A 21,335-nucleotide genomic window follows, 5' to 3' on the forward strand; every position below is an offset into this window, starting at 1 on the left:
AGCTAGATATCAATAATCGATGGGGTGTCCGAAGCGTTCAGGCGCCTACGCATGAACTCCGAATGCACTTCCAGTGAGTGGCTCACGCCTCGCACCACGTCCTGTTCCAGCTGTTCCAGAGTCTCGCTCATGACGCCGAACTCACTGTGAATCGTCTCGAGGTTTTTCTGCACGTCCTTAAGCGCATCCCCGCTGAACTTCGCCAGGAAGTCGAACGTGTCGTCAACCGCGTCCATGAGCTCCGGAATGTACCGGCAGGCGATCCCCTCCAACATGAGCAGGTCCCCGTCGCTGGGGTCGCGTTCTTGCACGGCTTCGGTCTGGGCTAACCCGTCGATCCGGGTGAGGATCCCTGCCAGCTGGTCTAACACCTCGGCCGGCCGCGAGGCTCCCCCATACCGGCCCGAGGTCGCCCCAACTCCCGGCGCCGCCTCAACTCCGGAGGTGACCCCTGGGGCCATCCCCGCCGAGGTGCCACCCGCCCCTCGCTGTCCGCGCAGGTTCCGTTCGATCCGGGGCAGTTCGCTGCGCCATTCGTCGAGTTTGCGCCGTATGTCGCGGGTTGAGTTCAGCACGTTTTCCAGGATGGTGGCGGTGCTTTCGTTAACCCCGTCCGAGGTGGTTACGAGCAGGCTGGGCGCGGGAGTGATTGCGTGGAGAAAGACACCAACGGCGGCAGCCATTGCGCCTCCTGCAGCCACGGCGACACCCGCAACCCCAACCGCGCCGGCAAAACTACCCAGCCCCAAGACAGCACTGGTTGCGCCCAGCAGCACTCCACTGGCGCCAGCGATCATGGCCTGCGTACGAGTTTTCACAGGTAGCCTCGGATGTCCTTAAACGCGGCGGTGAGGTCGGCGTTGCCGTCAAACACGCGGCCCCCAGTGAGTGAGACCAGTTCCTGTAGTTCGTCTGAGTCGGCATTTCCGAAGCTCACCGCGAACACGGGGATATCCTGGACGTCCGGGTTATTGCTGTACCAGTCTTTGAACGCGCGGAATGAGATGCCGTGTTCGTTCATGCCGTCGGTGAACACCACCACTGAGGTGATCTTGTCATCCGACTTTTCTTTTTTCGCCGATTCCAGCGTGGTTTGCAACGTGGAGTAAATGGCTGTTCCGCCTTCAGCCGTCAGCGTCTGGATCTTGGTGTCGAGGTCCTTGCGCACCTTGTCAGCGCTACCGTTGTCAGTCAGTCTGTATCCGTCGGTGCTCTTGACTTCGTGCGAGAACTCCACCAGTTTGAGCTTTTCACGTGGCTGGATCGCAAGGAAGCGTTCGGTGTCGTTCTTTGCGCTGGTTCCGCTCAAGATTCCCAACGCTGTTTTGAGTTGTTCCAACCGCTCCCCGCGCATGGAGCCCGAGGTGTCAATCTGGAAGAACATCGTGGCGGGTTTGCGTCCGTTTGCCACCCACGCTTCCAGCAGTTTCTGGACCGTGTCCAGGGTTGCTGGGTACGGGGTTTCAAAGGTTGTGGGGAATTCGTCTGGGTTTGAGACCTTTGTGCGACGGTGTGTTTCGTCCGTGATGCGTTGCTGGACTTCATCGCTGAGCAGGTGTTCGGTGACCTTGTTGAATTTTTCCTTGGTGTCGCCGTCTGCCCCGTCAAGCAGGGTCAGTGGGTAGTCAGCAGTGACCACGCCGTCTGAGGGTGCGATCAGCACGGGTGGTTGGCCCCCAAAGTCCATGCCTTTGAGTACGGATTCGTAGTTGAAGATTCCGTCTGCTTTGGACTGGTCTTTTGCGAAGGCTTCCGCTAGCCACCCGGAACTTCCCGAGGTGAGAGAGGTTCCTTTGGAGAATTTGGAAAGTCCTTCTGTGGCAGCTTCAACGTCTTTGGTTTGTAGCGCGTTACCTGAACCAGAGAGTGCTGTTGCAGCTTCCAGAACAGTTGAGAAACCGGAGTTGGACGACAGCGGGCTGGTCATGCCGAACTTCAGATCGCCTTTTTCTGCGGCTTGTGCAACATCAGCCCATGCTGGTTGCTTGTCTTCTGACCAGCCCAGTTGCTTAGCTTTTTCAGGCTTGAGGCCCAGAACTACTGGCGAAGACATGATTGATTTTTCTTCACCAACGAGTGATTTCGACTGCTCAAACAACGACAGATAGTAGTTGGATGGGAACCATGTGAGGTCGAAATCGCCCTGACCTTCGTTGACCAGTTTTTCGGTGCCTTCAAGGGTTCCGGCGTAGGTGATGTCGAAACTTACACCGGTTTCTTTGGCCATGTCGTTAAGGATCGGCTCTAAGTCTTTGACTTCGGACCCTGCTAGGACTTTCAGACTGTTTGCGTTTCCTCCGAAGCCACCGCCGTCGCACGCAGCGGTCACGAACGTGAGCATACCCACGGTCAGCACAGCGATCAGGGTGCGGATGATGTGCCAGGGCTTGGTTTTCGTGCTTGTTGCAGACCTAGTTGGCCAAGTCATAGCGTCTCCCGATGTTGTCGACGAGGAACGTGGTGATTTCGCTGGACGGTATCTGCGCAAGCTCAACAAAGTCGCCTGCTGGGCGGTACCGGTCGCTCAAGTTCTTTTCTTGCACCCAGTTATCGAACGCAGCGGAGTGCGGACCGTTGCTGCGGAACCCGTGTTCGGCGAGGAGTTTGGCCAGTTCTTCGTCGTTGGACAACAGGTCCATGACCTTGTCGCCGTTTTCCGTAAACGTCACAGCGGTGTGCGTGGAGAAGACCGTTGGACTTGGGTAGGCGAGCACCATGTTGTCACGGATACGTGAGTTCTGTGCGGTTTCTTCTCCCAGGAACTGACCTTCGTAGGCGATGACCATGGGCGCTTCACCCATTCCGCGGCTCAAATAGCGTTCAAACGGAGCGGCTGATGACCCTTGTGCATACCCCTGGTTGAGGAAGAGTTTGGATAGGTCATTGACTTGTGATTCAGCCGCACCTTTGTCAGTGACAACCGAGTTGTTGTTCATGACGTAGCTGGCCAGCGTCATGTACATTACCGCGGAGTTGGACTTCCGGATGTCAGTGCTGGTGATGAGCACGTTGCGCTGGGGCTTGTACGCCTTGTTGTCTTTGAGGTCGCTCCACCGCTTGTTGTCTTTGACCAGTTCAAGATACTTGGCCATGTCGATTTCCCAAATGCCCTGGTTTTCGTGGGCAACGCCGTTCTTGGCTAACACCTGAACGACGGGTTCGAACGTTGCAATTGCGATGGGTGAGAAGAATGGCGTATACGAGTTACGCGCTTTGTCTTTGAACGCTTTTTGAACCGCCTGACCAGCGGATTCAGATGATGGGAAAGCGAAGTCGTTGTTAGCTGTGGAATCACTCTTCGCCATTGCAAGTGAACCAGCAGTTGAGACCTTCACTGTGAAGCCTTTATCAGCGAACGCTTCAACCACGCGCTGGTCTTTGAAAAAGGCTTCTTTCTCGCTACCAACAACCGCAGTGACTTCAGTTTTGGGTTTACCAAAGAGACTAAAGCCGAATCGGCTGGCAACAGCTATGCCAAGCACCGCAACAAGAACAACGATGATGGCCGCACCTGCAATGGCAGCGATCTTTTTGTTTTTCATAGTACTTTTGAAGCTTAAGGACGCTTGGTGAATAGTGTGTGAACGAATTCCCCCGGAAGGCGACGGGGCACGGCCGGTTGGCACCACCTCGGGCGGGGCTGGGGGACGTCCCAGGCTACTGGCGAATGACGTCCATAGCGTCAAGGCGGGCAAGGGCGGCGTCAAGGACGCGCACGCCGTTGGCAATGTCCGAGGTGTGGCTGAACTCCTCGGGGCAGTGCGAGCGCCCATCCACGCTGGGGACGAAAATCATGCCCATGGGACCAAGCGCGGCCATGTGTTGCGCGTCGTGCCCAGCACCGGAAGGGATCGCTTCCCAGGTGAGACCGGCAGTTTGGGCGGCGTTGGCGATCTCGTCGCGGATAGCCGGAACGGTGGGGACCGCCTCCATGGTGGCGAGCCACTCGAGATCCACTTCGACACCTCGGGCGTGGGCTTCCTGGGCGATCTGTTCAGCTATGTCGCGCTGAGCAACGCCCAGCCAGTCGCTGTCAACGGAGCGGAACTCAGCTTCGAGCGTTGCCCGGCCAGGCACCACGTTGAGCGCGCCGGGCCATGCGTCCATCCGCCCCACGGTTCCCACTCCGTGATTGGGTGTACCGCACGTGACCCGTTCGACCGTTAAAGCCGAGGCGGCCGCGGCCATGAGCGCGTCGTGGCGCACGTCCATGGGAGTGGTTCCAGCGTGGTCGGTGCGGCCGCTGAACTGGGCGATGAAACGCGAAATGCCCGTGATTGCTGTAACCACACCGATCTGAGTGTTGTGCCGTTCCAGCTGTGGTCCCTGTTCAATGTGTAGTTCGATGTAGGCGTGGAAGGAGCCCGGTTGCCACGCGTTGTTGAGCGCGGCGTTGGGATCCACACCAAAGCGTGCCAAGGCGTCGCCAAACTTTGCGCCAGTTGGGTCGGTGTAATCCAGCACTGCCGGGGTCACGCCTCCCACCAGTGTGTTTGATCCCACGCACATGGTTCCAAAGTCGTTGGCTTCTTCGCCTAAGAAGTCGATGACAATGAGGTCGCGTTCGAAACGTCTTCCTGCGCGTCGCATGGCTTCAACCATTTCAATGGCGCCCAGCACGCCCACGATTCCGTCGTATCTGCCACCTGAGGCAACTGTGTCGGTGTGCGAACCCGTCACCAGCGGTTTGAGCCTGGCGCCACGTTCGCTAGCCAGACCAGGCAGTCGACCGATGATGTTGCCTGCACCGTCAGTGTGGACTTCCAGGCCCGCGCTCTTCATGCGGTTAGCCACGAATTCGCGGGCGGCTTTGTATGGTTCGCTGAGCACTTGGCGGGTCCAGCCGTCCTGTGCGGAGTCGGTGTAAGTGGACAGTTGGTTGATGGCTGATTCCAGCGCTTCCGCATCCGGTTCAATGGGACGGGCGTTGTGGGTGCTGGACTTTACTGCACCAGAGCTGGGGGCTCTGGTCTCATGACTCTGCGACATTGCACAACCTCACTGACGTGGCCTGGGCTTTTGGTATTGGTTCACGATCGTAGCCATGAGCTGTACGTGGTGAGGTTCGTGTCCAGACTGTAGTTCTTGATGTGGTTTGCGTATGGGGGTCTAAGTCGTGGGGGTGCGAGTCTCGTGGGGGTCGAACCCACCTGACTGCGTTTCGCTACACTCGAGCACCGGAGTTCGAGTCGAGTGTAGCGAAACAGCCCGTTTTTTCACTCTGAGCGAACAAAACCGGTCGTTTGGCTACACTCCAAGAACCGGAGTGTAGCCAAACGCAGTTTTCACTCCTTCAAGTAGCGCAGCGCCCCAAACCACCACCCAAAACCCACACCCCACAACATCCACAACCCCACCCACACAACCGCGCCAAAAGCCCAGTGCCCCCGAGGCGGAACATCCACCTCGGGGGCACTGCCCACTTGACGGGCACTTACGTAAGGGAGGCGCTTAACGCTGGGCCACCTCGGCGAAGGCCCGGCGAAGCATCCGCACCGCCGACTCCATATCAACACCCATGTCCACAAGCTGGCGCGCGAAGTCGCGGGTGGCACTAAGTGCAGGCGCGGCCGAGGTGTCTTCACTCACGATCGTTCCCTTCCGACCCGCGGTTTTCACGTATCCCTGGGTTTCGAGTTCGCGGTAGGTGCGGGCGACCGTGTTGGGTGCGATCCCCAGGTCGCTGGCCAAACGTCGCACGGCTGGGAGGCGGGAACCGGGCGGGAGTTCGCCGGACTCGATCTGCTGGATGAGCTGCGAACGTAGTTGCTCGTACGGAGGTGTCGCACCTGCGGGGTCAATGCGCAACATGGCATCCGTCCTTTCTGTCAGGTCTCTGCCAGGTCTGGCAGGGTGGTCGTCAGGCGTTTTCGTCCGAGGTGGTCGCAGAGTTCGCGGTATTCGCACCTGCGTGCGTGCCGGCCGCGTGGGCGCCGTCCGCGTCCGTATGAGCTGCTGCCCCCGAGGTGGCCGCGTCCGAGGCGACCCCGAGGTCTTTTCCGGCCCACAGTTTGCGCCATGGTGTGGGGTTGAAACGGCCGGTCAAAAATGGAATCAGGACGATTGCCCAGCAAACCAGACCAGTGATAAAGGCCGAAACCGCCAGTCCAGCGGTGAGGTCTTGAGCGCCTTCGCGTACCTGTGGGTCGGTGATCGCTTTGGCCACTCCAGCCAGCGTCACCAGGGATGACACCATCGCCATGGCGATTGCGTTGTCGATGAGTCCGCGTAGTGCAACGGTACGTTCGGCGTCGTCCCAGGCGAGTTCCAGGTCATCGCCGGCGTGCTGTGGGCGGTTGAGAATGTGCGTGCAGGCGAACAGCATGGCTCCCCACAGCAACAGCAGGAACCCTGCAACAACGGTGAGCATCACGAACTGGTTGCTGTATTCCGCAATCACCCCGGGGGTACGGGCGGCAATGATCCACATGGCGGCGGTGCTCAGCGCGATGCTGACAGGCGCGAGCCACGGTGCGATCCGCTCACCTTTGCTGACGTAGTCGCCAAGGGTTGTTTCAATGGGGCGGGCTACCCGAGGTTGTTCAGGGGCAAGCGGTTTGGTTCGGTAGGTGGCGACGAGGCCGCCCAGTCCTCCACCGAATGCCACACCCATGAGAGTGAGGGGGCCAGCGATTGGCATGTCGGCGTCCCAGCCGCCGAATGCGGTCTGCAGAATGGCACCGATCACGAAGCTGATGACGATTCCAGCAATTCCGCAGGTCAAGGCCGCACGTTCACGTTGTGTGATTCGTTCGATGAGGGCCGGGCGGAGGTGGTTAGGGGTTGGAAGTTTCTGTTTGTTTGCGTATTTGGCGAGTTCTTTTTCATTCACTTTGCGCATACCGCTAGTGACGGGGGCTGTTGCAAAGAGCACCCCCACTGAAATGATGATCCAGATCGTGGTGTTCATGTCACTTCCTTCCGTAGCTGTATGTATCAATACATAGTATGTACTGATACAAAACTCGATTGCAAGTGGTTTTCCGCGTTCGCTCCGGTAAATTTGAGGTATGAGCGACCTCACAGACAAGTCCAAAGACGTGGCTGACCAGGCACAAGACGTTGCAGACAAAGCGGAAAACGTCGCCCACAAAGCAGGTGACGCACATAGTGAGACAGCTGAAAAAGCCGGTGAAGTGATCCAGCAGAATCCGGTGTATCGCGGGTTTGTCACAGTAGGTCTACTTGCCTACGGCGTAGTGCACTTGGTCATTGCGTTCATCTGTGTGCAGATCGCGTGGGGCGGAGGTACCAGCGGACAGGAAGCCTCTAACTCCGGGGCGACTCAGCAGATTGCACAACAACCGTTTGGATACGTGGTGCTGATTGTGTGTGCGGTTGGATTGGCTGCGCTGGTGGTGTGGCAGCTCATTGAAGCAGCGATTGGCAATCAGCAGTATTCGGGTGCAAAGCGGTTGTTCAAAAGGATTGCGTCAGTGGGTCGCAGTGCCGTGTACGCGTTCTTGTGTGCCAGCGCCGTTCAAGCCGTTGCGGGTGCTGGCGGAGATAGTGAAGAAAAGCAAGAGTCCATGGTGGGCCAGGTGTTGGGTATGCCTGGCGGTGTCGTGATTATCGCTCTGGCCGGTGTTGTGATTGCTGCCGTTGGCGTGGGCCAGATTGTTTCTGGGGTAAAAAAGTCGTTTGAGGATGACCTGGATGGGGGCGTCGCCCTGTGGGTGAAGCGCCTGGGCCAGGTTGGTTACATCACTAAAGGGGTCGCGATCATCTTTGTGGGTGGTCTGTTCATGTGGTCATCAATCACGCATGACCCCGAGGCGGCCGGCGGCACGAATTCGGCATTGCGCACGTTGGTCGATCAGCCGTTCGGACCGTACTTGCTGACGGTAATGGCGTTAGGGATCGTCGCTTTCGGCTGTTTCTGCTTGGTGTGGGCGTTTAATGCGCGGCACGAAAAAGCAGATTGATTGGCACGGAACCGCAACGCTGGGGTGTGATCGGTTTTGATCACGTTGGCCGTAGCGTCGAATTGGTAGTAATCCATGTCCCCGGCGGGGTGTTCGTTATTCACGCGAACTACCTCTCAAAGGGCTTCGAGCAAGAAATGAGGAACGCACGATGACGAAATACACTGATGTCAACGGCGTCGCATTTACCGACGCTGACGTTGAACGCTGGGCAGACGAGGCTGAAGCCGGATTCCCCGACTCAACGCTGACCAAAGAAACACCCACCTGGGTGCGAACTGACCCCATGGAAGTACACAGAGACTAGGAGCAACCGCTTCTTAAGCGCCCCGAGTAGCTTTACGGCGCAGATATCTCAGCCGTGACCGGAATCTCGAGTTGAGTAGCGATCGGCGTGTAAAGGTCTACGTCTTGTTCCTTCGTTTGGAGCGAAAGCAGAAGCGCATATCGGACAGGCAGGTCGCGGCGGTCTTTGCGACTGTTATTCTTCCACCAGCCGCCCACTGGATATATCGCGACACTGTTGCAGTGGGCTAGTTCGGCACCGGTGCCAATCCATTCGTCTTGGTGAAGCGACCCCAAGTGTCGCGCTCGCTCGCCCAGGAACCAACGGTCTGATTCCTTCAATCGTGGACCGCCTTCTTCGTTCTGCGCTTCCCGATTAATTCGTTGAATAAACTCGGCTTCGTTTTCCAAACGCCCCTGGAGGTCGAACCGCAAACCATGGGACGCGTACTGGTACTTGCTGCGCCAACCTCGTCGAGACGCAGACGGCTCTATGAAATAGGACAAGGTGACACGAAGGCGCACCTCGGCCGCACCGATACTTTGGAGGACATCGGTTGGCCACGGTAGCGCGTGCAGGCGAAAATGTCGCATCGAGTACTTGTCTCCGCTGAACGGAACGAAGCTGTCTTGAGCGATGAGTGTGACCGCGTCTCGCCTAGAATTCAACACTGCCTTTTCCGATGGCACGCCCCAGCCGAACTGGCGGAGGAGTATCTGGCGCCCAGTTTTGGTTTGGTCGCTAGCAAGTTGTTGAACCATCGAATCGGTCCACTCTGCGGAGTGTGTCAACAGCCCACGCACAGTTTCAGGCCAGTACGATGGGTACCGATCCATCACCATGGCCGCCAATCGCGAGGCTTGTGCGGTTGCGGCACTCGTGGCATTGGCCGAAGTCAGTGCAACATCGTTTTTGTGCCCAGTCGAACGTAACGACAGCGAAGGCAATTTATCTTCAAACGTGCTAGCGCCATCTGTCAAAACGTTACCTCCTTCCATGCAGATGTCCGGCTTGATCGGCCAGCGCGTCATGTTGAAGTAAAGCGACGTGGTCGTGTGCGGAGAGATGTCGCCGGATTCGGCTAAGACGTTCCAACCTGAGTATTGCGGGTGCGATGGAGCATCAGTAAGTTCGGTGTACGCACCGACTGTGAGTGCGTTCCAAGCCTGAGCCGGGTCTTGGATTGGCGAGTTTTCGGAGTTCGTATGATGATCAGTGGCGTAGTCCGGCACGTTTCCTGCCGCGACAACGATGAGTCGACCAGACGCGGGATCTGGCGTTGAAAGCAGTTGGAGTTCGTTTCCTCTCCGGACGATATCCGTGCCGGCCGCCAGTGCGTCGACTGACGCGGACCATAGCGTTGGTTCGCCCGGTTTGTCGGGATCGGTGCTCAACGTCAAGCAGAATGTGCGATGTCGATCGGGTCGAGCTACCTCCGGATGCGAGACCGCTTCGACAGTCGCCGTGCCGTAGTCGATCGGGTCGATCAACTGGTCACCGGGTCCCGGCCACATCCGCACTGACTCCAACCTGTGACGAAGGGCAACACTAGTCCGTGCCGTGAGCAACGAATCGATGTTTCCGAACAACGCGAGACCGGCCATCGAGGTGCCATGCCCACTCGGGTGAACGTCTGTTCCTGATCCACCGAAGATCGAGTGGTGATCGTTGGGCGCTAAGGACCCTCCAAGGAGAGTGTGAGTACGAAGCACTCCCGTGTCCAGGTGGCATACGGTTGGCACATCTGCCGAAGCATGAATGATGCGTTGGGCTAGATCCTCAACATACTCGTCCTGCTCACTAGTGCTCAGGTCTTCCACTGTGTCGATGAACTGGGGGTGCCGGATTTCGGCCAGAGGCACCGAAGTGAACGGGAGGATCTGTAGCTGGGACCATGATGCTTTTACCCAGACAACAAGGCGGTCTCCTAAACGGAATTCGCTACGACGAGTCTGAAGCTGGTGCGTAGTGACGAAGCGCTCCCAGTCGGCGAGGTGTGCGCCACTGTCGTCAAGCCACAGTTCCCACCAGTGGAGTCCAGTTTTCAGCGGCTGCATCTCCGAAGTCCAGAGGTCGTCAAGGACTGCCTGACGAATGCGTGCAATGTTCGCGACGAGATCCTGGTTTTTGGGTCGACCTTTCTTGGTGTTTTTCTCATCGTTGAGGTAGTCCTCGAAGAGCTTCAGGAACTGCGAGCGGTAGGAGTCGGAAATCCAGACAGTTGCCGTCTCGGGGTTTTCGTCCTGAGCTTTACGCACCGACAAAAGAAGCCACTTCGGTTTACGTACTTTTCCTCCTGTGTAGGAGTTGAGGGACTCGACCTTCAAAGGATACGCAGATCCTTCTCCCTCGAGAACGAGGATCGTGCCGGTTGCCCGGAGTTCCTCATAGGAGGGCATCTCGAGATCTGTCATTTGTTGGTCGAAGGTGCTGAAAACATTTTCAGCAGCCTTCTTTAGCCGAGTCCCATGGTCGCGACGATTGACTTGGCGGATCGACTTATCAGGTCCCCCCACCCACACGGTGAAAGTCTGCTGTTTCTACGTACCCCTCAATGTACAGGTGGTCGAGGTTGCGGTGCGCCTCAGCCAAGGCTTGCCGTTCTACGCGAGGTAAGTGCGACAATGAGATCTTCTCTTTGGACCCTGTTATCGCCACGCAACAAGATCGTCTTTGCTGCAGTCTCGGCCGCCTTCACAAGCTCGGCATGGCTCAGTCCGACCGTATATTCGCCCAGTTTTGCCATGCTTGTCCCGCTAGCAAGCGTCCCGAGACGTGCTCGCATGACGGCTACCGCCTGTCGCGCGTCGGGCAAAGAGTAAGTCAAGACCGCGTCGAACCGACGGAAGAGCGCTTTGTCGAGGATCGAACGATGGTTCGTAGCCGCGAGCACGAGCGACTCAGCGCTCGCTTCCTCCAAAAAAACAAGGAATGAGTTCAGAATCCGACGGGCCTCTCCGACATCATTCCCGGAACGGTCAGCCCCAAGAGCATCGATTTCATCGAACAAATAGACGGCACGGCGATGGGCAACAGAGTCGAAGATTAGGCGAAGTTTACTGGCTGTCTCACCCATGAACTTACTCATTAGGCTATCGAGCCTGACTGTGAACATTGGGATAGCAAGCTCGGTGGCGAGTACGGCAGCGGTCATCGTCTTCCCGGTTCCAGGCGGTCCCTCCAAAAGCAACCGATGCGCCGGGGCGAAACCGTACTCGAGCAGGTTTTTGCGCTGACGTTGTTCGGCGAGAACTTGCTTAATCTGCGTGGCAAGTTCGGCTGAAGCGACCAGCTCTCGCAATCGCACGTCGGCGTATGTCACCTCGACCAATTCAGCAAGTTCGCCACGAGGCTGCGCAAGCGGTGTGATCTTGCCAACAGGCTCACGTTCGCGAGAGGCGTCAACAGCCTTTTTGATGTCGTTAGCAAGCACGTGATGACCAGCTTTGGCTTCTCGAGCAGCCACTTGGAGCGCGACCGAATAGAAACTATCGTCATCACCAGACGCATGGCTACGCACCATCGCCGCAATGTGTTGTCCGTTGCCAGCCATGGCGCACCTCCCTCAGCGCTTGCGTCGTCAGACTTTCTTCATATAAGGATACCTTCACATTATTTTCTGCATGGGCATGCGTGTTGCAAACGGATTTTTGAAAGCACGATTAGCGCGGAATAGGGCTTCACAGTGGTGGGCATGTCGTTTTCCTCCAGCGTGTTTGGCGCTCAAAGATACCGAAGGCACGTCTTTTCTGGGTTGCATCCGCTAGAACTTGGGGGAAAACCGCATGGTCGCGCCTAGCTGAGCACGGAAGAATAGAAGACATGAACGAGACATACAGCACGCATCAGACCACCGATCCGTCGACCGAACGTACCTGGGCGATCCTGTCCCACCTTTCACTCATCATCTCCTCGGTGGTGAGCGTGGGAATGCTCTCTTTCGTGGGACCGCTCATCGTATGGTTCATCTACAAAGACAAAAGCGACTTCGTGCGCAATGCAGCCGCAGGATCCTTCAACTTCGCAGTGACCCTGGCGCTCGCCTCAGCGGCCGCCACTGTCCTCGCCTTCACCGTCATTTTGTTGCCCGTATCTTTCATCATCTGGGCGATCGTCTATATCGTCAGCATCGTGATCCCAATCCTGGCAGCGATGGCTGCTTCCCGCCACGAGATGTACCGCTACCCACTCACGCTCCCGCTGCTCCGCTAAGGTCGGCGGACAGCCAGACCCGCCACTACCGAACCTCGAAGGGCACCACGAACAGCCCCAAGGGGTGCCGAGGTGCGGAACCTAGTTGGGCCGGCGCTCCCAAAGGTAGTCGATGCTGTCTTCCGTAAGGATCCACGCGGTAGGGGTGCCGAGGTGGTTGACACGCGGCGTGAACCAATAGGTTTCGTCTGGCCCCCAGCCGGCAATCACTGTCGCTCTGTCAGCATCAACCGGGATCGCCGTCCCCGCTGCCGCAAGGTACGCAGCGACCTGGAGGTGTACTGCATCGTAATACTCAGCGACCTTTGCCCAGTCTGGGACCACCCACTTTCCGGTTCGCCCGGTGGTCAGATACCAGTCATGACGCTTTTGTGCCGTTTGCTCAAACGGGAACCGCCTGCACAACTCAGCCCACGCCTCTGCCGAATCGATCTCATACACACGCAACCCCTCTGGAACTTCCAACCGTAGGGTTTCTGCGGTCTCCCACCCCATACTGTCCTCTACCAGCCACAATCCCACCGGGCTCGTGTCGAACAACTCCCGAGTCGACGACGGGAGATCACGTGGAGGCGTGGACCACCAAATCCCGCTCCAAGATGCTGTTGGATCCGTGGGGCGCTCGCGTGCAGCCAATTTCTCATCGTCTGCATCTTTCGCCCGCACTGTGCGCAATACGCGCAACGGATCTTCCGGAACCCGTCGAAGCTCGCCGTCCCACTGCACAGTGCATTGTGACGACTCCTCCACTGGAGTGGTCCACCAGTCTGTGTGCGTCGAAGCTGCGATGTGTTCAGCGACTCGGCGCAGTCCGGCCCGCATGGGGTCGGTCGCAGCCAGAACATCGTCACCTTGGGGCTCCTGCCAATATGCCGCCATCTCCACCGCCGGCAACAGGCTCGACAGCAACGACCTCGGCGTCACTTCAGCTAAAGTCACGCCCTCTAAACGTGCGGCAGTCTCCTCCGGCGTCACCACCGTTTTTCTTATCTCCTCGGCACCTGGACCCATCAGCGCGCCTGAAGTCGATCCACTGCGCAATTCGAGGTGATAGGACGCGATGAACACCGCCAAGCTGAGTGAATCGTCTCGCTCATCCTTGCCCTCGATCCGTTCCGAGGCGAGCGCGTATTCCAGTAACAGCCGCCGACCGCGTGGGCCGCTTAACAACGCATCCGCCAAGCGGTGCTGGCGATCCTGTTCATGCATGAAACAAGTATGAACAGGGACACAGTTTCCTCAAAACTGGGCACGCGCTCAGCCCACTTCTCGATTTCGGCACTCTTGCTGAGGCAGTGAGTGGTTTCGCGTTCATGACCGGTCAACGTGACGGCCCGCCAGCACAGTACACATGAAGATCGACAGATTGAGCGGAGCGACAATACCCAACCATCCAGGCATGGGGGCGCCACCCACTACGTGTGCAAACAGTGCGGTGAATGTAGCAAAAACAGCGGCGATCACACCCCGCACCAAGCGGGCCGAGGTGGCTGATACGTGGTGTTATCCAAGGCCTCGTGTAGACCCCAGCCGTCGATCACTGTGCTGTTTCAGTATCAACCAGGTTCATTATCCCGACTGTCACTTCGCATACACTAGGGTTGTAACTACGCCTCGACGAACATTATGATTCGTCTATACATATTGTTTGCGTTTCTTTCACGCAGTTTTGGAAAAGAAGGTTCGGAATGCGGAAACAAATCGGAACAGTTCTGGTGGCCATCTGCGCCATCCTGGCACTCACACTCACCGGCTGTGGCAACGCCAAGAATGGAGCGAAAGCATCGAACGGCGGGAAGCCAACGGTGCTTACAACCTTCACCGTGCTACAGGACATAGCGCAGAACATTGCGGGTGACCATCTGCAGGTCGAGTCGATCACTAAGGCAGGTGCGGAGATCCACGACTACGAACCGACACCCGGTGATGTGCGGAAGGCTTCACAGGCCAGCCTCATCCTCGACAACGGACTTGGCCTCGAACGTTGGTTCGAACAGTTCGTTGAAGAAGCAAAGGTGCCCCACGCAGTTGTCTCTGAAGGCGTGGAACTGATGAACATTAGCGAGGACGCCTACGCGGGCAAGCCAAACCCACACGCCTGGATGAGTCCAAAAAATGTCCAGCTTTATGTGGACAATATGGTGAAGGCCTTCAGCGAGCTTGACCCTGAGCACGCTGACGACTTTGCCAGCAACGCCAAGGAATACAAGAAGTCCCTGCAGGGAATCCATGACGAGCTCACGCACGAACTCGCTGACGTTCCCAAAGAGAAGCGTGCTCTTGTGACATGCGAGGGAGCGTTTTCCTACCTGGCCCGCGATGCAGGTCTGACCGAAAAGTACTTGTGGCCGGTCAACGCGGAAGAAGAGGGAACTCCAAAACAAGTGGCGAGCGCCGTTGAGTTCGTTAAAAAGAACTCCGTTCCAGCAGTGTTCTGTGAATCGACCGTCTCGCTCAAACCCATGCAGCAAGTTGTCGACGCGACCCCAGCAAAGTTCGGAGGAACGCTGTACGTCGATTCGCTGTCCGAGGCTGACGGCCCTGTTCCCACCTACCTGGATCTCATGCGTCACGACGTCCGCACCATTGCCGCTGGGCTTACGGGGAAGAATTCATGACCACCGCAATTGAAACCTCACAATTAACTGTCGATTACGGCAGCGTTCGTGCTCTTGAAAACGCGTCGATGACAGTCGCTGCCGGCAAAGTCACGGGGCTCATCGGCATGAACGGTTCGGGAAAATCGACGCTCTTCAAAGCACTCACCGGGATGGTCCAGCCGACCTCCGGAACGATCCTGCTCGATGGTCAAACACCAGCACGGGCCCGCCGCAAGGGGCTCCTCGGGTACGTTCCTCAGAGCGAAGATGTCGATTGGTCCTTCCCCCTCTCCGTCGCCGAGGTCGTTATGATGGGTCGCTATGGTCGCCTCGGACTCACACGCCGGCCGCGAGCAGCTGACCGTGAAGCCGTCACCGAAGCGCTCAACCGGGTTGACCTCGAACCTTTCGCCAAGAGGCAAATTGGGCAGCTTTCCGGTGGCCAGCGAAAGCGCGCGTTCTTGGCTCGTGGTCTGGCCCAAGGCGCAGACATTGTGCTTCTTGACGAACCGTTCGCAGGGGTCGACAAGCGCTCTGAAGCAACAATCGTGCGGCTGCTCCGGGAGTTCGCAGCCACAGGCGGAACGGTGTTGGTCTCCACACACGACCTCCACGCCTTACCTGGTCTTGCTGACGAGGCGATCCTGCTCAAGCGCACGGTTCTGTATTCGGGTTCTGTCGCCGAGGTGCTCTCACCTCAGCGGCTCACCGAGGCTTTTGGGCTCAATCCCCTGGGCAAGGGTTCGTGGGACGGTCAGGTGGTAGCATGACGATCTACGATCTGCTGTTGGTGCCGCTTTCCTACGAATTCATGAGTCGCGCTCTTGTGGCTACTGTTATTGCTTCAGTGGTGTGTGCGCTCCTTTCATGCTGGTTAGTGCTCATCGGGTGGTCGCTCATGGGGGACGCGGTATCGCACGCGGTGCTACCAGGCGTTGTTCTTGCCTATATTTTGGGTCTTCCTTTCGCCCTGGGAGCAGTTGTCTTCGCGTTTATCACCGTTGGTCTCATAGGTGCAGTCAGGTTTAACACCCGGATCAAAGAGGACACGGCTATAGGCATCGTGTTCACGACGCTTTTCGCAGGTGGACTTGTGCTCATTTCAGTGACGCCCAGCCAAACCCACCTCGGTCACATTGTGTTCGGCAACATCTTGGGTATCTCTACCAGTGATCTCGTGCAGATTGGTGTGCTTGCGGCAGTTGCTTTAGCCATCCTTGTCATCAAACGTCGTGATCTCACTCTCTTCGCCTTCGATCCAACTCACGCGCGTGTCATTGGTATCTCTCCCCGACGCCTAGGAGCTCTCCTGCTCGGCGTCCTCGCGCTAACAACCGTCATTGCCCTCCAGATTGTGGGGGTCGTGCTCGTCGTAGCAATGCTCATCATCCCCGGTGCGACGGCTCGTCTGGTGACCGAAAAGTTCAGCAGAATGCTGGTCATTGCCCCGACGCTGTCGGCAGGCTGTTCAATTGCGGGCATCTACCTGAGTTACTGGTTTGACGCCTCGCCCGGCGGCCTCATCGTCCTCACCCAGGGTTGCGTGTTCACATGTGCTTATTTATGCGCACCACGGCACGGACTCATCGCGAACTGGCGCCGAAGTCGGCTAAATGCTCGCGCTACGCAGTCGACTACCAAACCTCAGCTGGCCGCAAGCGATACGTAAAGCACATCGGTAGCCGAGCGACCCAGCGGTACGGTCTTGGCACCTCGGCGTGCAGGAGTCACCAGCAACGCGTCAGAAAAAGGACCACCCTCGGCGACTGCAAGACGCACGCCTACACAGATTTCCTGCTCGGAGAAATACTTCAGAAGGGTGGGGTCACTGTCGGAGATTCGCTCAACTATAACTTCTTTCCCCGGGCCGACCTCGGACAATGTTTGAGCATCAGGGACATCGAGCTTACCCTCTTTGGACGGGATCGGGTCACCGTGAGGGTCTCGTGTTGGGTGATCGAGAAGTGCATCAATGCGGTCGATGAGGAAGTCCGAAACGGCGTGTTCGAGGCTTTCAGCCTCGTCATGTACCTGGTCCCAGGTATAGCCCAGCGTTTCAACAAGGAAAGTCTCAATGAGCCGGTGCCGACGGATCATCGCAAGCGCATACTTGCGACCAGACTCCGTTAGTTCAACAGATCCGTAGGGTGCGTGGGTCAGCAAACCTTGACTGGCCAGACGCCGAACAGCATCGGAAACCGATGAAAGTTTTAGGCCAATGCGTTCGGAGATTCGTGTGGGTGTAACGGGTTCCGAACTCCATTCCGTCAGACCCCAGATCACCTTTAGGTAATTCTGGGCACTCGTGGACAGCTCAGAGACAGACATACTTCCAGGTTACCGTCAGAACGCACGGAGCGAGCTATGCACACGCAATGGTCTCGAAAAGCGCGCTGATGATACCGACGTATCGCAGTGGGACGGGACGCCATGGCCACCCACATTCATAAGTTTGTTATTTAGTAACTTACAGTACATCTCTTCAACAACATAGAAGTTCGCTGTGGCGTATTATTTTTTTGCGGGCTATCGATCTCGGTGGCATTACCTGAAGTATTTGGCCCCTTCGGTCCACAGCTCGTACACATCACAAAGCATTCGACTCCAGGAGTACTCGTGCAATTACCTGTCTACCGGTCTGTGCTCGCCGGGATCGCCGCCCTCGCTGTGGCCATGGGACCGACCGCCGCTCACGCAGCTAGCGTTCCATCGCCTACAGCAGCCACCGATTCAGCTACCCCGTCGGCTGACGTTGTATCGCTGGACCTGTACAACCTTACGGACGTGCATGGTCATATCGAACAAAAGACGGACGACGACGGCAACATCGTCGAGGCTGGCGCAGCGTCTATGAAGTGCTATCTTGATCGCGCCCGCACCACCAACCCCAACTCGACCTTCACTTTGCTTGGGGACAACATCGGTGCCTCCACCTTCACCTCGGGCATCCTCCACGACAACCCCACAGTCGACGCGCTCAGCGCCCTCAACCCTGCCGCCTCGACAATTGGAAACCACGAACTGGACGACGGCCAGGACGTATTCCGTGCGCGAACAAAGGGCGGAACCGTCAACGGTGTGTCGTACAGCAAGTTTGGGTTTCCCTATCTAGCCGCCAACGTCAGCGGATCGCTTGATGACGTGCTCGGTGACCACAAAATCGTTACCACCGCTGCTGGCGTCCGCGTTGCTTTCATTGGTGGAATCGCACAAGACGTGCCATACAAGCTGTCCCCGGGCACAACCGCTGGCATGAAGTTCGCCGACCCAGCAGAAGTGACAAACAAGCAGGCGCAGAAACTGAAGGAATCTGGAAAAGCGGATGTCGTTGTCGCCATGATCGATGACGATGCGGCAAACACCTACCCTAAGATGGGCAAGTACGTCGATGCCCTCATGGGCGGTGACACGCACGTGCCGTACAAGTTTGAGAACGTCAAGGGTTCACAGGGCAATACCCTGGTAGCCACGGCCTCCGGTTCATACATGGACAATCTGTCCAAAGTATCTGTTCAGTTTGATACCAAAACCAAGAAGGTCCTGTCGTCTGATGTCGAACTGATTCCTGCTGCGAAGGTAGCCGAGTGTGGCGAAGACGCAAGCGTCGCGCAAATGGTTGCGACCGCTAAGAAGAAGGCAGACAAAGAAGGCGAAAAGCCCGTTGCCCAAGGGTACAAGCAAGGCTTTGCGCGTGGAGTTTTCGCCGCGAACGACAAAGAAAACCCCGTCCCGGGTTCAAACCGAGGAATCGAATCCACCCTGGGTGACATGGTCGCCGACTCGATGAAAGACACCGTACTCACCAAGGACGGCTCCAAGGTCGACATTGGGATTATCAATGCTGGTGGTTTGCGAGAAGACCTGCGTCCGCGCAAAGACGGCTCAATCAGCTACCGTCAGGTATTCGATGTGGCTCCATTTGGCAACGAATTGGGGTACGTCACTGTGAGCGGCGCCGACTTCAAGAAGGCACTCGAGCAGCAATGGAAGACGGATCTCAATTCGCAGAACTCGCGACCACTTCTCAAGCTGGGTCTCTCTTCCAATGTGCGATACACCTACGACCCAAGTGCCAAGTACGGTGAGCGGATTACCTCCGTGTACGTCAATGACGAGCCATTGGACCTTAAACGCAAGTACACGATCGGCTCCGTCACGTTCCTGCTTGAAGGTGGAGACTCGTTTGACGCTCTCACCGCAGGCAAGAACCTTGTGAACATGGGTAACCTGGACCGTGACCAGCTAGCGAAGTATCTGGGTGAAAAGGTGCGCGAACCGCGAGCCCAGAAGTCCTCTGTGGGAGTCACTGTCGGTGCTCCTAATAAACAGGGTGACATTCCAGTCGACATGCGCGGACTTTCCTTCTCAGAAGGTCCGGGCGTGACTAAAAAGGTCACGGTTACCATCGGTGACGTGGAGCGCACAGCGGACGTGAATAACTCGCTTGTCGAACCGAAGGCCAACACAACGGACTCGATCATCACCACTGACGGCGCCGGACAAGCTCAGGTGTCGTTCAAGAAGGAAGAGGTCTGTGGCACTCGCACAGGACGGCAAGATTTCTCTGTCGCCGTGGCTACCGACTTTGGCACCTCGGTCTCACCTGACCAGCTCAAAACGGAGATCGACTGTGGCGCGGAAACGCAACCACGCCCCACCGATAATGGGGATTCTCAGGACGACGACAAAGACGGTTCAGACGCTGGCCCGTCAGAAACACCAGGTGACGAACCCTCCGATGATCAGTCCTCTGACGCTCCTGCTCACGCTGAAAAGGACAGCGGTGACATGCCACGCACAGGTGCCAACATCGTTCAAAGCGCTACCGTGGCTCTCATTCTGATCGGCATGGGTGTAGTCACCGTTGCTTGGACTCGCAGAACTCGCAAGTGACAGTACTCGAACGATGGAGCTAGGTCTTCAGGCATAGTTGTTCATCGTCTCGACGGCACTATCTCGGTTTCACCAGCGAGATTCGGTAGCTAGTTCTGGTTACGGGGCCGTCCGCTCTCTTGAGGAGTGGACGGCCTCGTTTATGCTTGTAATACGATTTCTGGAGGAAAATATGCGCAAAGTAATCGTGCTTAACAACGTTAGCTTGGACGGCGTAATGCAAGCCCCTGGACGTCCCGACGAAGATGAACGGAACGGCTTCGATCGTGGCGGATGGGCGCAAGAATACAACGATGACGTGAAGAGTGCGGCTATGGGTGCCGGCATGGCCAATGGGGCCGAACTCCTGTTTGGCCGACGCACCTATGAAGACTTCTATTCTGCGTGGCACGGGCAAACTGGAAATCCCTTTACTGAGGTGCTTGATAACACGCCCAAGTATGTCGCTTCTACCACCGCTGAAGAGCCGTTGATCTGGGAGAATTCGACTCTGCTTACAGGCGATGTGATCGAGGCCGTGGAGGAACTTAAGCAGCAAGACGGGCCAGATTTGCTCATCATGGGGAGCAACAAACTGGTTGAGTCGTTGCGCGCTAAGCCCGGAGTTATCGATGAGTACCAGCTGATGATTCATCCACTGGTGCTCGGCAAGGGGTGGCGGCAATTTCCTGACGGAGCGGTTTCGGAGGATCTGGAGCTTGTTGGAGAGCCCACTATCACCACGACAGGTGTAATTATCGCGACCTACCGAGCCAAGAGCTGAGGCTTCGAAGACCAGGGCCGTGCAGAAGCTAGCGCAAAGTGAGCGAAACTGCGCAATATATTGCGCAGTTTCGCTCACTTTGCGCCGTTGACACGCCCGACTCATACACACATTTTGAGCATTAACCCGCTTTAACCCAAAAACTCACATACGGAACGCAAAAGCCCTGGTGGGTTATCCCACCAGGGCTTTTGTTCTACGAGTGCTGTCTCACTAGCTTCTCGAGTGGACCTAGCGGGAGGCTTGTCGAAACTTGCCCCCGCCGTTGACTCTCATGGGTGTAGCGCACGAACACATCCGACAGCGAACTCGACGCCCTGCGTCTTCTGGAGCCACCCATACTCGCTGGCAGACAGACGCTCCCCATTGACGCAGCTCTACAGACAGCCCCAACCCGTTACGAGACGGCACCAAGCGATCCGAGATTGCATCTGATCTTGGTGGGAGTCGGCAACGACTAGCGCGGACGGGAGGTCCAACTGCGCAGTAGCTCAGCGTCGCAGACGGAGGTAGGCGAGCTGGTGAGCCGGCACAAACTGCAGGTGGATCGCTGGAGCGGCTAAACTCCCGCAATTTCTTCTGCTGGAGCGGTCAGAAGCTGGATGACAAGGAGTGCGCGGAAATCCGCGACCCCCGGGGCGAATACTGATGGCCGT

At 57.2% G+C, this 21,335-nt stretch carries 19 protein-coding genes; 8 read left to right on the top strand and 11 right to left on the bottom strand.

Features of this window, described 5'->3' with window-relative positions; all coding sequences use genetic code 11:
• Positions 1-2 precede the first annotated feature (2 nt).
• The 6 genes from MHX53_RS02725 to MHX53_RS02750 form a co-directional block, all read right to left on the bottom strand.
• Positions 3-818 carry a hypothetical protein gene (locus tag MHX53_RS02725; RefSeq protein WP_239271211.1) on the bottom strand — a complete coding sequence of 272 codons (816 nt, stop codon included), beginning with the start codon at positions 816-818 and terminating at the stop codon, positions 3-5.
• Entirely contained in the window at positions 815-2,428 is a 1,614-nt protein-coding gene (locus MHX53_RS02730; RefSeq protein ID WP_239271212.1) for a substrate-binding and VWA domain-containing protein, read from the bottom strand. Before MHX53_RS02730 ends, MHX53_RS02725 begins: the two co-directional genes overlap by 4 nt.
• On the bottom strand, positions 2,412-3,542 hold the full coding sequence (locus MHX53_RS02735; RefSeq protein ID WP_239271213.1) for a hypothetical protein: 1,131 nt from the start codon (positions 3,540-3,542) through the stop codon (positions 2,412-2,414). The genes MHX53_RS02730 and MHX53_RS02735 overlap by 17 nt, the downstream gene beginning before the upstream one ends.
• A 115-nt stretch (positions 3,543-3,657) precedes the next feature.
• A complete protein-coding gene (locus MHX53_RS02740) occupies positions 3,658-4,989 on the bottom strand; it encodes a M20 family metallo-hydrolase (protein ID WP_239271214.1) in 1,332 nt (443 codons plus the stop codon).
• 462 nt (positions 4,990-5,451) lie between these two features.
• Positions 5,452-5,811 carry a GntR family transcriptional regulator gene (locus MHX53_RS02745; RefSeq protein WP_239271215.1) on the bottom strand — a complete coding sequence of 120 codons (360 nt, stop codon included), beginning with the start codon at positions 5,809-5,811 and terminating at the stop codon, positions 5,452-5,454.
• A 49-nt stretch (positions 5,812-5,860) separates the two neighbouring features.
• Positions 5,861-6,910, bottom strand: coding sequence for a hypothetical protein (locus tag MHX53_RS02750; protein ID WP_239271216.1), 1,050 nt, complete (start codon positions 6,908-6,910; stop codon positions 5,861-5,863).
• 100 nt (positions 6,911-7,010) lie between these two features.
• Here MHX53_RS02750 and MHX53_RS02755 point away from each other — a divergent pair, with 100 nt between their 5' ends.
• A complete protein-coding gene (locus tag MHX53_RS02755) occupies positions 7,011-7,925 on the top strand; it encodes a DUF1206 domain-containing protein (protein ID WP_239271217.1) in 915 nt (304 codons plus the stop codon).
• 151 nt (positions 7,926-8,076) lie between these two features.
• Positions 8,077-8,232 (top strand): hypothetical protein, encoded by a 156-nt coding sequence (locus MHX53_RS02760; protein WP_239271218.1) that lies wholly within the window; start codon positions 8,077-8,079, stop codon positions 8,230-8,232.
• 32 nt (positions 8,233-8,264) lie between these two features.
• Here the strand turns inward: MHX53_RS02760 and MHX53_RS02765 are convergent, their stop codons facing one another.
• Together MHX53_RS02765 and MHX53_RS02770 are read right to left on the bottom strand one after the other, a co-directional pair.
• The gene (locus tag MHX53_RS02765; RefSeq protein ID WP_239271219.1) at positions 8,265-10,625 is read right to left on the bottom strand and encodes a S8 family peptidase; all 2,361 of its coding nucleotides are present in this window, start codon (positions 10,623-10,625) and stop codon (positions 8,265-8,267) included.
• 170 nt (positions 10,626-10,795) lie between these two features.
• Positions 10,796-11,764, bottom strand: a complete 969-nt coding sequence (locus tag MHX53_RS02770; protein WP_005886112.1) for an ATP-binding protein — start codon at positions 11,762-11,764, stop codon at positions 10,796-10,798.
• Positions 11,765-12,033: 269 nt separating this feature from the next.
• Between MHX53_RS02770 and MHX53_RS02775 the strand changes: the two genes are divergently transcribed.
• Positions 12,034-12,423 carry a DUF4870 domain-containing protein gene (locus tag MHX53_RS02775; protein ID WP_005886114.1) on the top strand — a complete coding sequence of 130 codons (390 nt, stop codon included), beginning with the start codon at positions 12,034-12,036 and terminating at the stop codon, positions 12,421-12,423.
• Positions 12,424-12,504: 81 nt separating this feature from the next.
• Here the strand turns inward: MHX53_RS02775 and MHX53_RS02780 are convergent, their stop codons facing one another.
• A complete protein-coding gene (locus tag MHX53_RS02780; protein WP_239271220.1) occupies positions 12,505-13,632 on the bottom strand; it encodes a hypothetical protein in 1,128 nt (375 codons plus the stop codon).
• A gap of 102 nt (positions 13,633-13,734) precedes the next feature.
• Entirely contained in the window at positions 13,735-13,887 is a 153-nt protein-coding gene (locus MHX53_RS02785; protein WP_239271221.1) for a hypothetical protein, read from the bottom strand.
• 224 nt (positions 13,888-14,111) lie between these two features.
• On the opposite strand from MHX53_RS02785, the gene MHX53_RS02790 reads away from it, so the two are divergent.
• From MHX53_RS02790 to MHX53_RS02800, 3 genes are read left to right on the top strand one after another with little or no spacing between them, the layout of a single operon-like run.
• Positions 14,112-15,041, top strand: coding sequence for a metal ABC transporter substrate-binding protein (locus MHX53_RS02790; protein WP_102239403.1), 930 nt, complete (start codon positions 14,112-14,114; stop codon positions 15,039-15,041).
• Entirely contained in the window at positions 15,038-15,793 is a 756-nt protein-coding gene (locus tag MHX53_RS02795; protein WP_005886122.1) for a metal ABC transporter ATP-binding protein, read from the top strand. The genes MHX53_RS02790 and MHX53_RS02795 overlap by 4 nt, the downstream gene beginning before the upstream one ends.
• Complete coding sequence (locus tag MHX53_RS02800) at positions 15,790-16,692, top strand: metal ABC transporter permease (protein WP_239271222.1); 903 nt, start codon at positions 15,790-15,792, stop codon at positions 16,690-16,692. The genes MHX53_RS02795 and MHX53_RS02800 overlap by 4 nt, the downstream gene beginning before the upstream one ends.
• Here the strand turns inward: MHX53_RS02800 and MHX53_RS02805 are convergent.
• The gene (locus tag MHX53_RS02805; protein ID WP_239271223.1) at positions 16,668-17,351 is read right to left on the bottom strand and encodes a metal-dependent transcriptional regulator; all 684 of its coding nucleotides are present in this window, start codon (positions 17,349-17,351) and stop codon (positions 16,668-16,670) included. The two genes, MHX53_RS02800 and MHX53_RS02805, sit on opposite strands and share 25 nt — an antisense overlap.
• Before the next feature lie 288 nt (positions 17,352-17,639).
• On the opposite strand from MHX53_RS02805, the gene MHX53_RS02810 reads away from it, so the two are divergent.
• The gene (locus MHX53_RS02810) at positions 17,640-19,916 is read left to right on the top strand and encodes a bifunctional UDP-sugar hydrolase/5'-nucleotidase (RefSeq protein WP_239271224.1); all 2,277 of its coding nucleotides are present in this window, start codon (positions 17,640-17,642) and stop codon (positions 19,914-19,916) included.
• A 172-nt stretch (positions 19,917-20,088) separates the two neighbouring features.
• Positions 20,089-20,679, top strand: coding sequence for a dihydrofolate reductase family protein (locus MHX53_RS02815; protein ID WP_239271225.1), 591 nt, complete (start codon positions 20,089-20,091; stop codon positions 20,677-20,679).
• Positions 20,680-21,335 lie beyond the last annotated feature (656 nt).

The sequence above is a fragment of the Brevibacterium sp. ACRRH genome (assembly GCF_022346365.1).
GTDB lineage: Bacteria > Actinomycetota > Actinomycetes > Actinomycetales > Brevibacteriaceae > Brevibacterium > Brevibacterium paucivorans.

Bases quoted from the DNA above. Each gene is read 5' to 3' on its own strand.
- MHX53_RS02730 (WP_239271212.1), bottom strand. From the start codon at position 2,428: ATGACTTGGCCAACTAGGTCTGCAACAAGCACGAAAACCAAGCCCTGG.
- MHX53_RS02735 (WP_239271213.1), bottom strand. From the start codon at position 3,542: ATGAAAAACAAAAAGATCGCTGCCATTGCAGGTGCGGCCATCATCGTT.
- MHX53_RS02740 (WP_239271214.1), bottom strand. From the start codon at position 4,989: ATGTCGCAGAGTCATGAGACCAGAGCCCCCAGCTCTGGTGCAGTAAAG.
- MHX53_RS02745 (WP_239271215.1), bottom strand. From the start codon at position 5,811: ATGTTGCGCATTGACCCCGCAGGTGCGACACCTCCGTACGAGCAACTA.
- MHX53_RS02750 (WP_239271216.1), bottom strand. From the start codon at position 6,910: ATGAACACCACGATCTGGATCATCATTTCAGTGGGGGTGCTCTTTGCA.
- MHX53_RS02755 (WP_239271217.1), top strand. From the start codon at position 7,011: ATGAGCGACCTCACAGACAAGTCCAAAGACGTGGCTGACCAGGCACAA.
- MHX53_RS02760 (WP_239271218.1), top strand. From the start codon at position 8,077: ATGACGAAATACACTGATGTCAACGGCGTCGCATTTACCGACGCTGAC.
- MHX53_RS02765 (WP_239271219.1), bottom strand. From the start codon at position 10,625: ATGACAGATCTCGAGATGCCCTCCTATGAGGAACTCCGGGCAACCGGC.
- MHX53_RS02770 (WP_005886112.1), bottom strand. From the start codon at position 11,764: ATGGCTGGCAACGGACAACACATTGCGGCGATGGTGCGTAGCCATGCG.
- MHX53_RS02775 (WP_005886114.1), top strand. From the start codon at position 12,034: ATGAACGAGACATACAGCACGCATCAGACCACCGATCCGTCGACCGAA.
- MHX53_RS02780 (WP_239271220.1), bottom strand. From the start codon at position 13,632: ATGCATGAACAGGATCGCCAGCACCGCTTGGCGGATGCGTTGTTAAGC.
- MHX53_RS02790 (WP_102239403.1), top strand. From the start codon at position 14,112: ATGCGGAAACAAATCGGAACAGTTCTGGTGGCCATCTGCGCCATCCTG.
- MHX53_RS02795 (WP_005886122.1), top strand. From the start codon at position 15,038: ATGACCACCGCAATTGAAACCTCACAATTAACTGTCGATTACGGCAGC.
- MHX53_RS02800 (WP_239271222.1), top strand. From the start codon at position 15,790: ATGACGATCTACGATCTGCTGTTGGTGCCGCTTTCCTACGAATTCATG.
- MHX53_RS02805 (WP_239271223.1), bottom strand. From the start codon at position 17,351: ATGTCTGTCTCTGAGCTGTCCACGAGTGCCCAGAATTACCTAAAGGTG.
- MHX53_RS02815 (WP_239271225.1), top strand. From the start codon at position 20,089: ATGCGCAAAGTAATCGTGCTTAACAACGTTAGCTTGGACGGCGTAATG.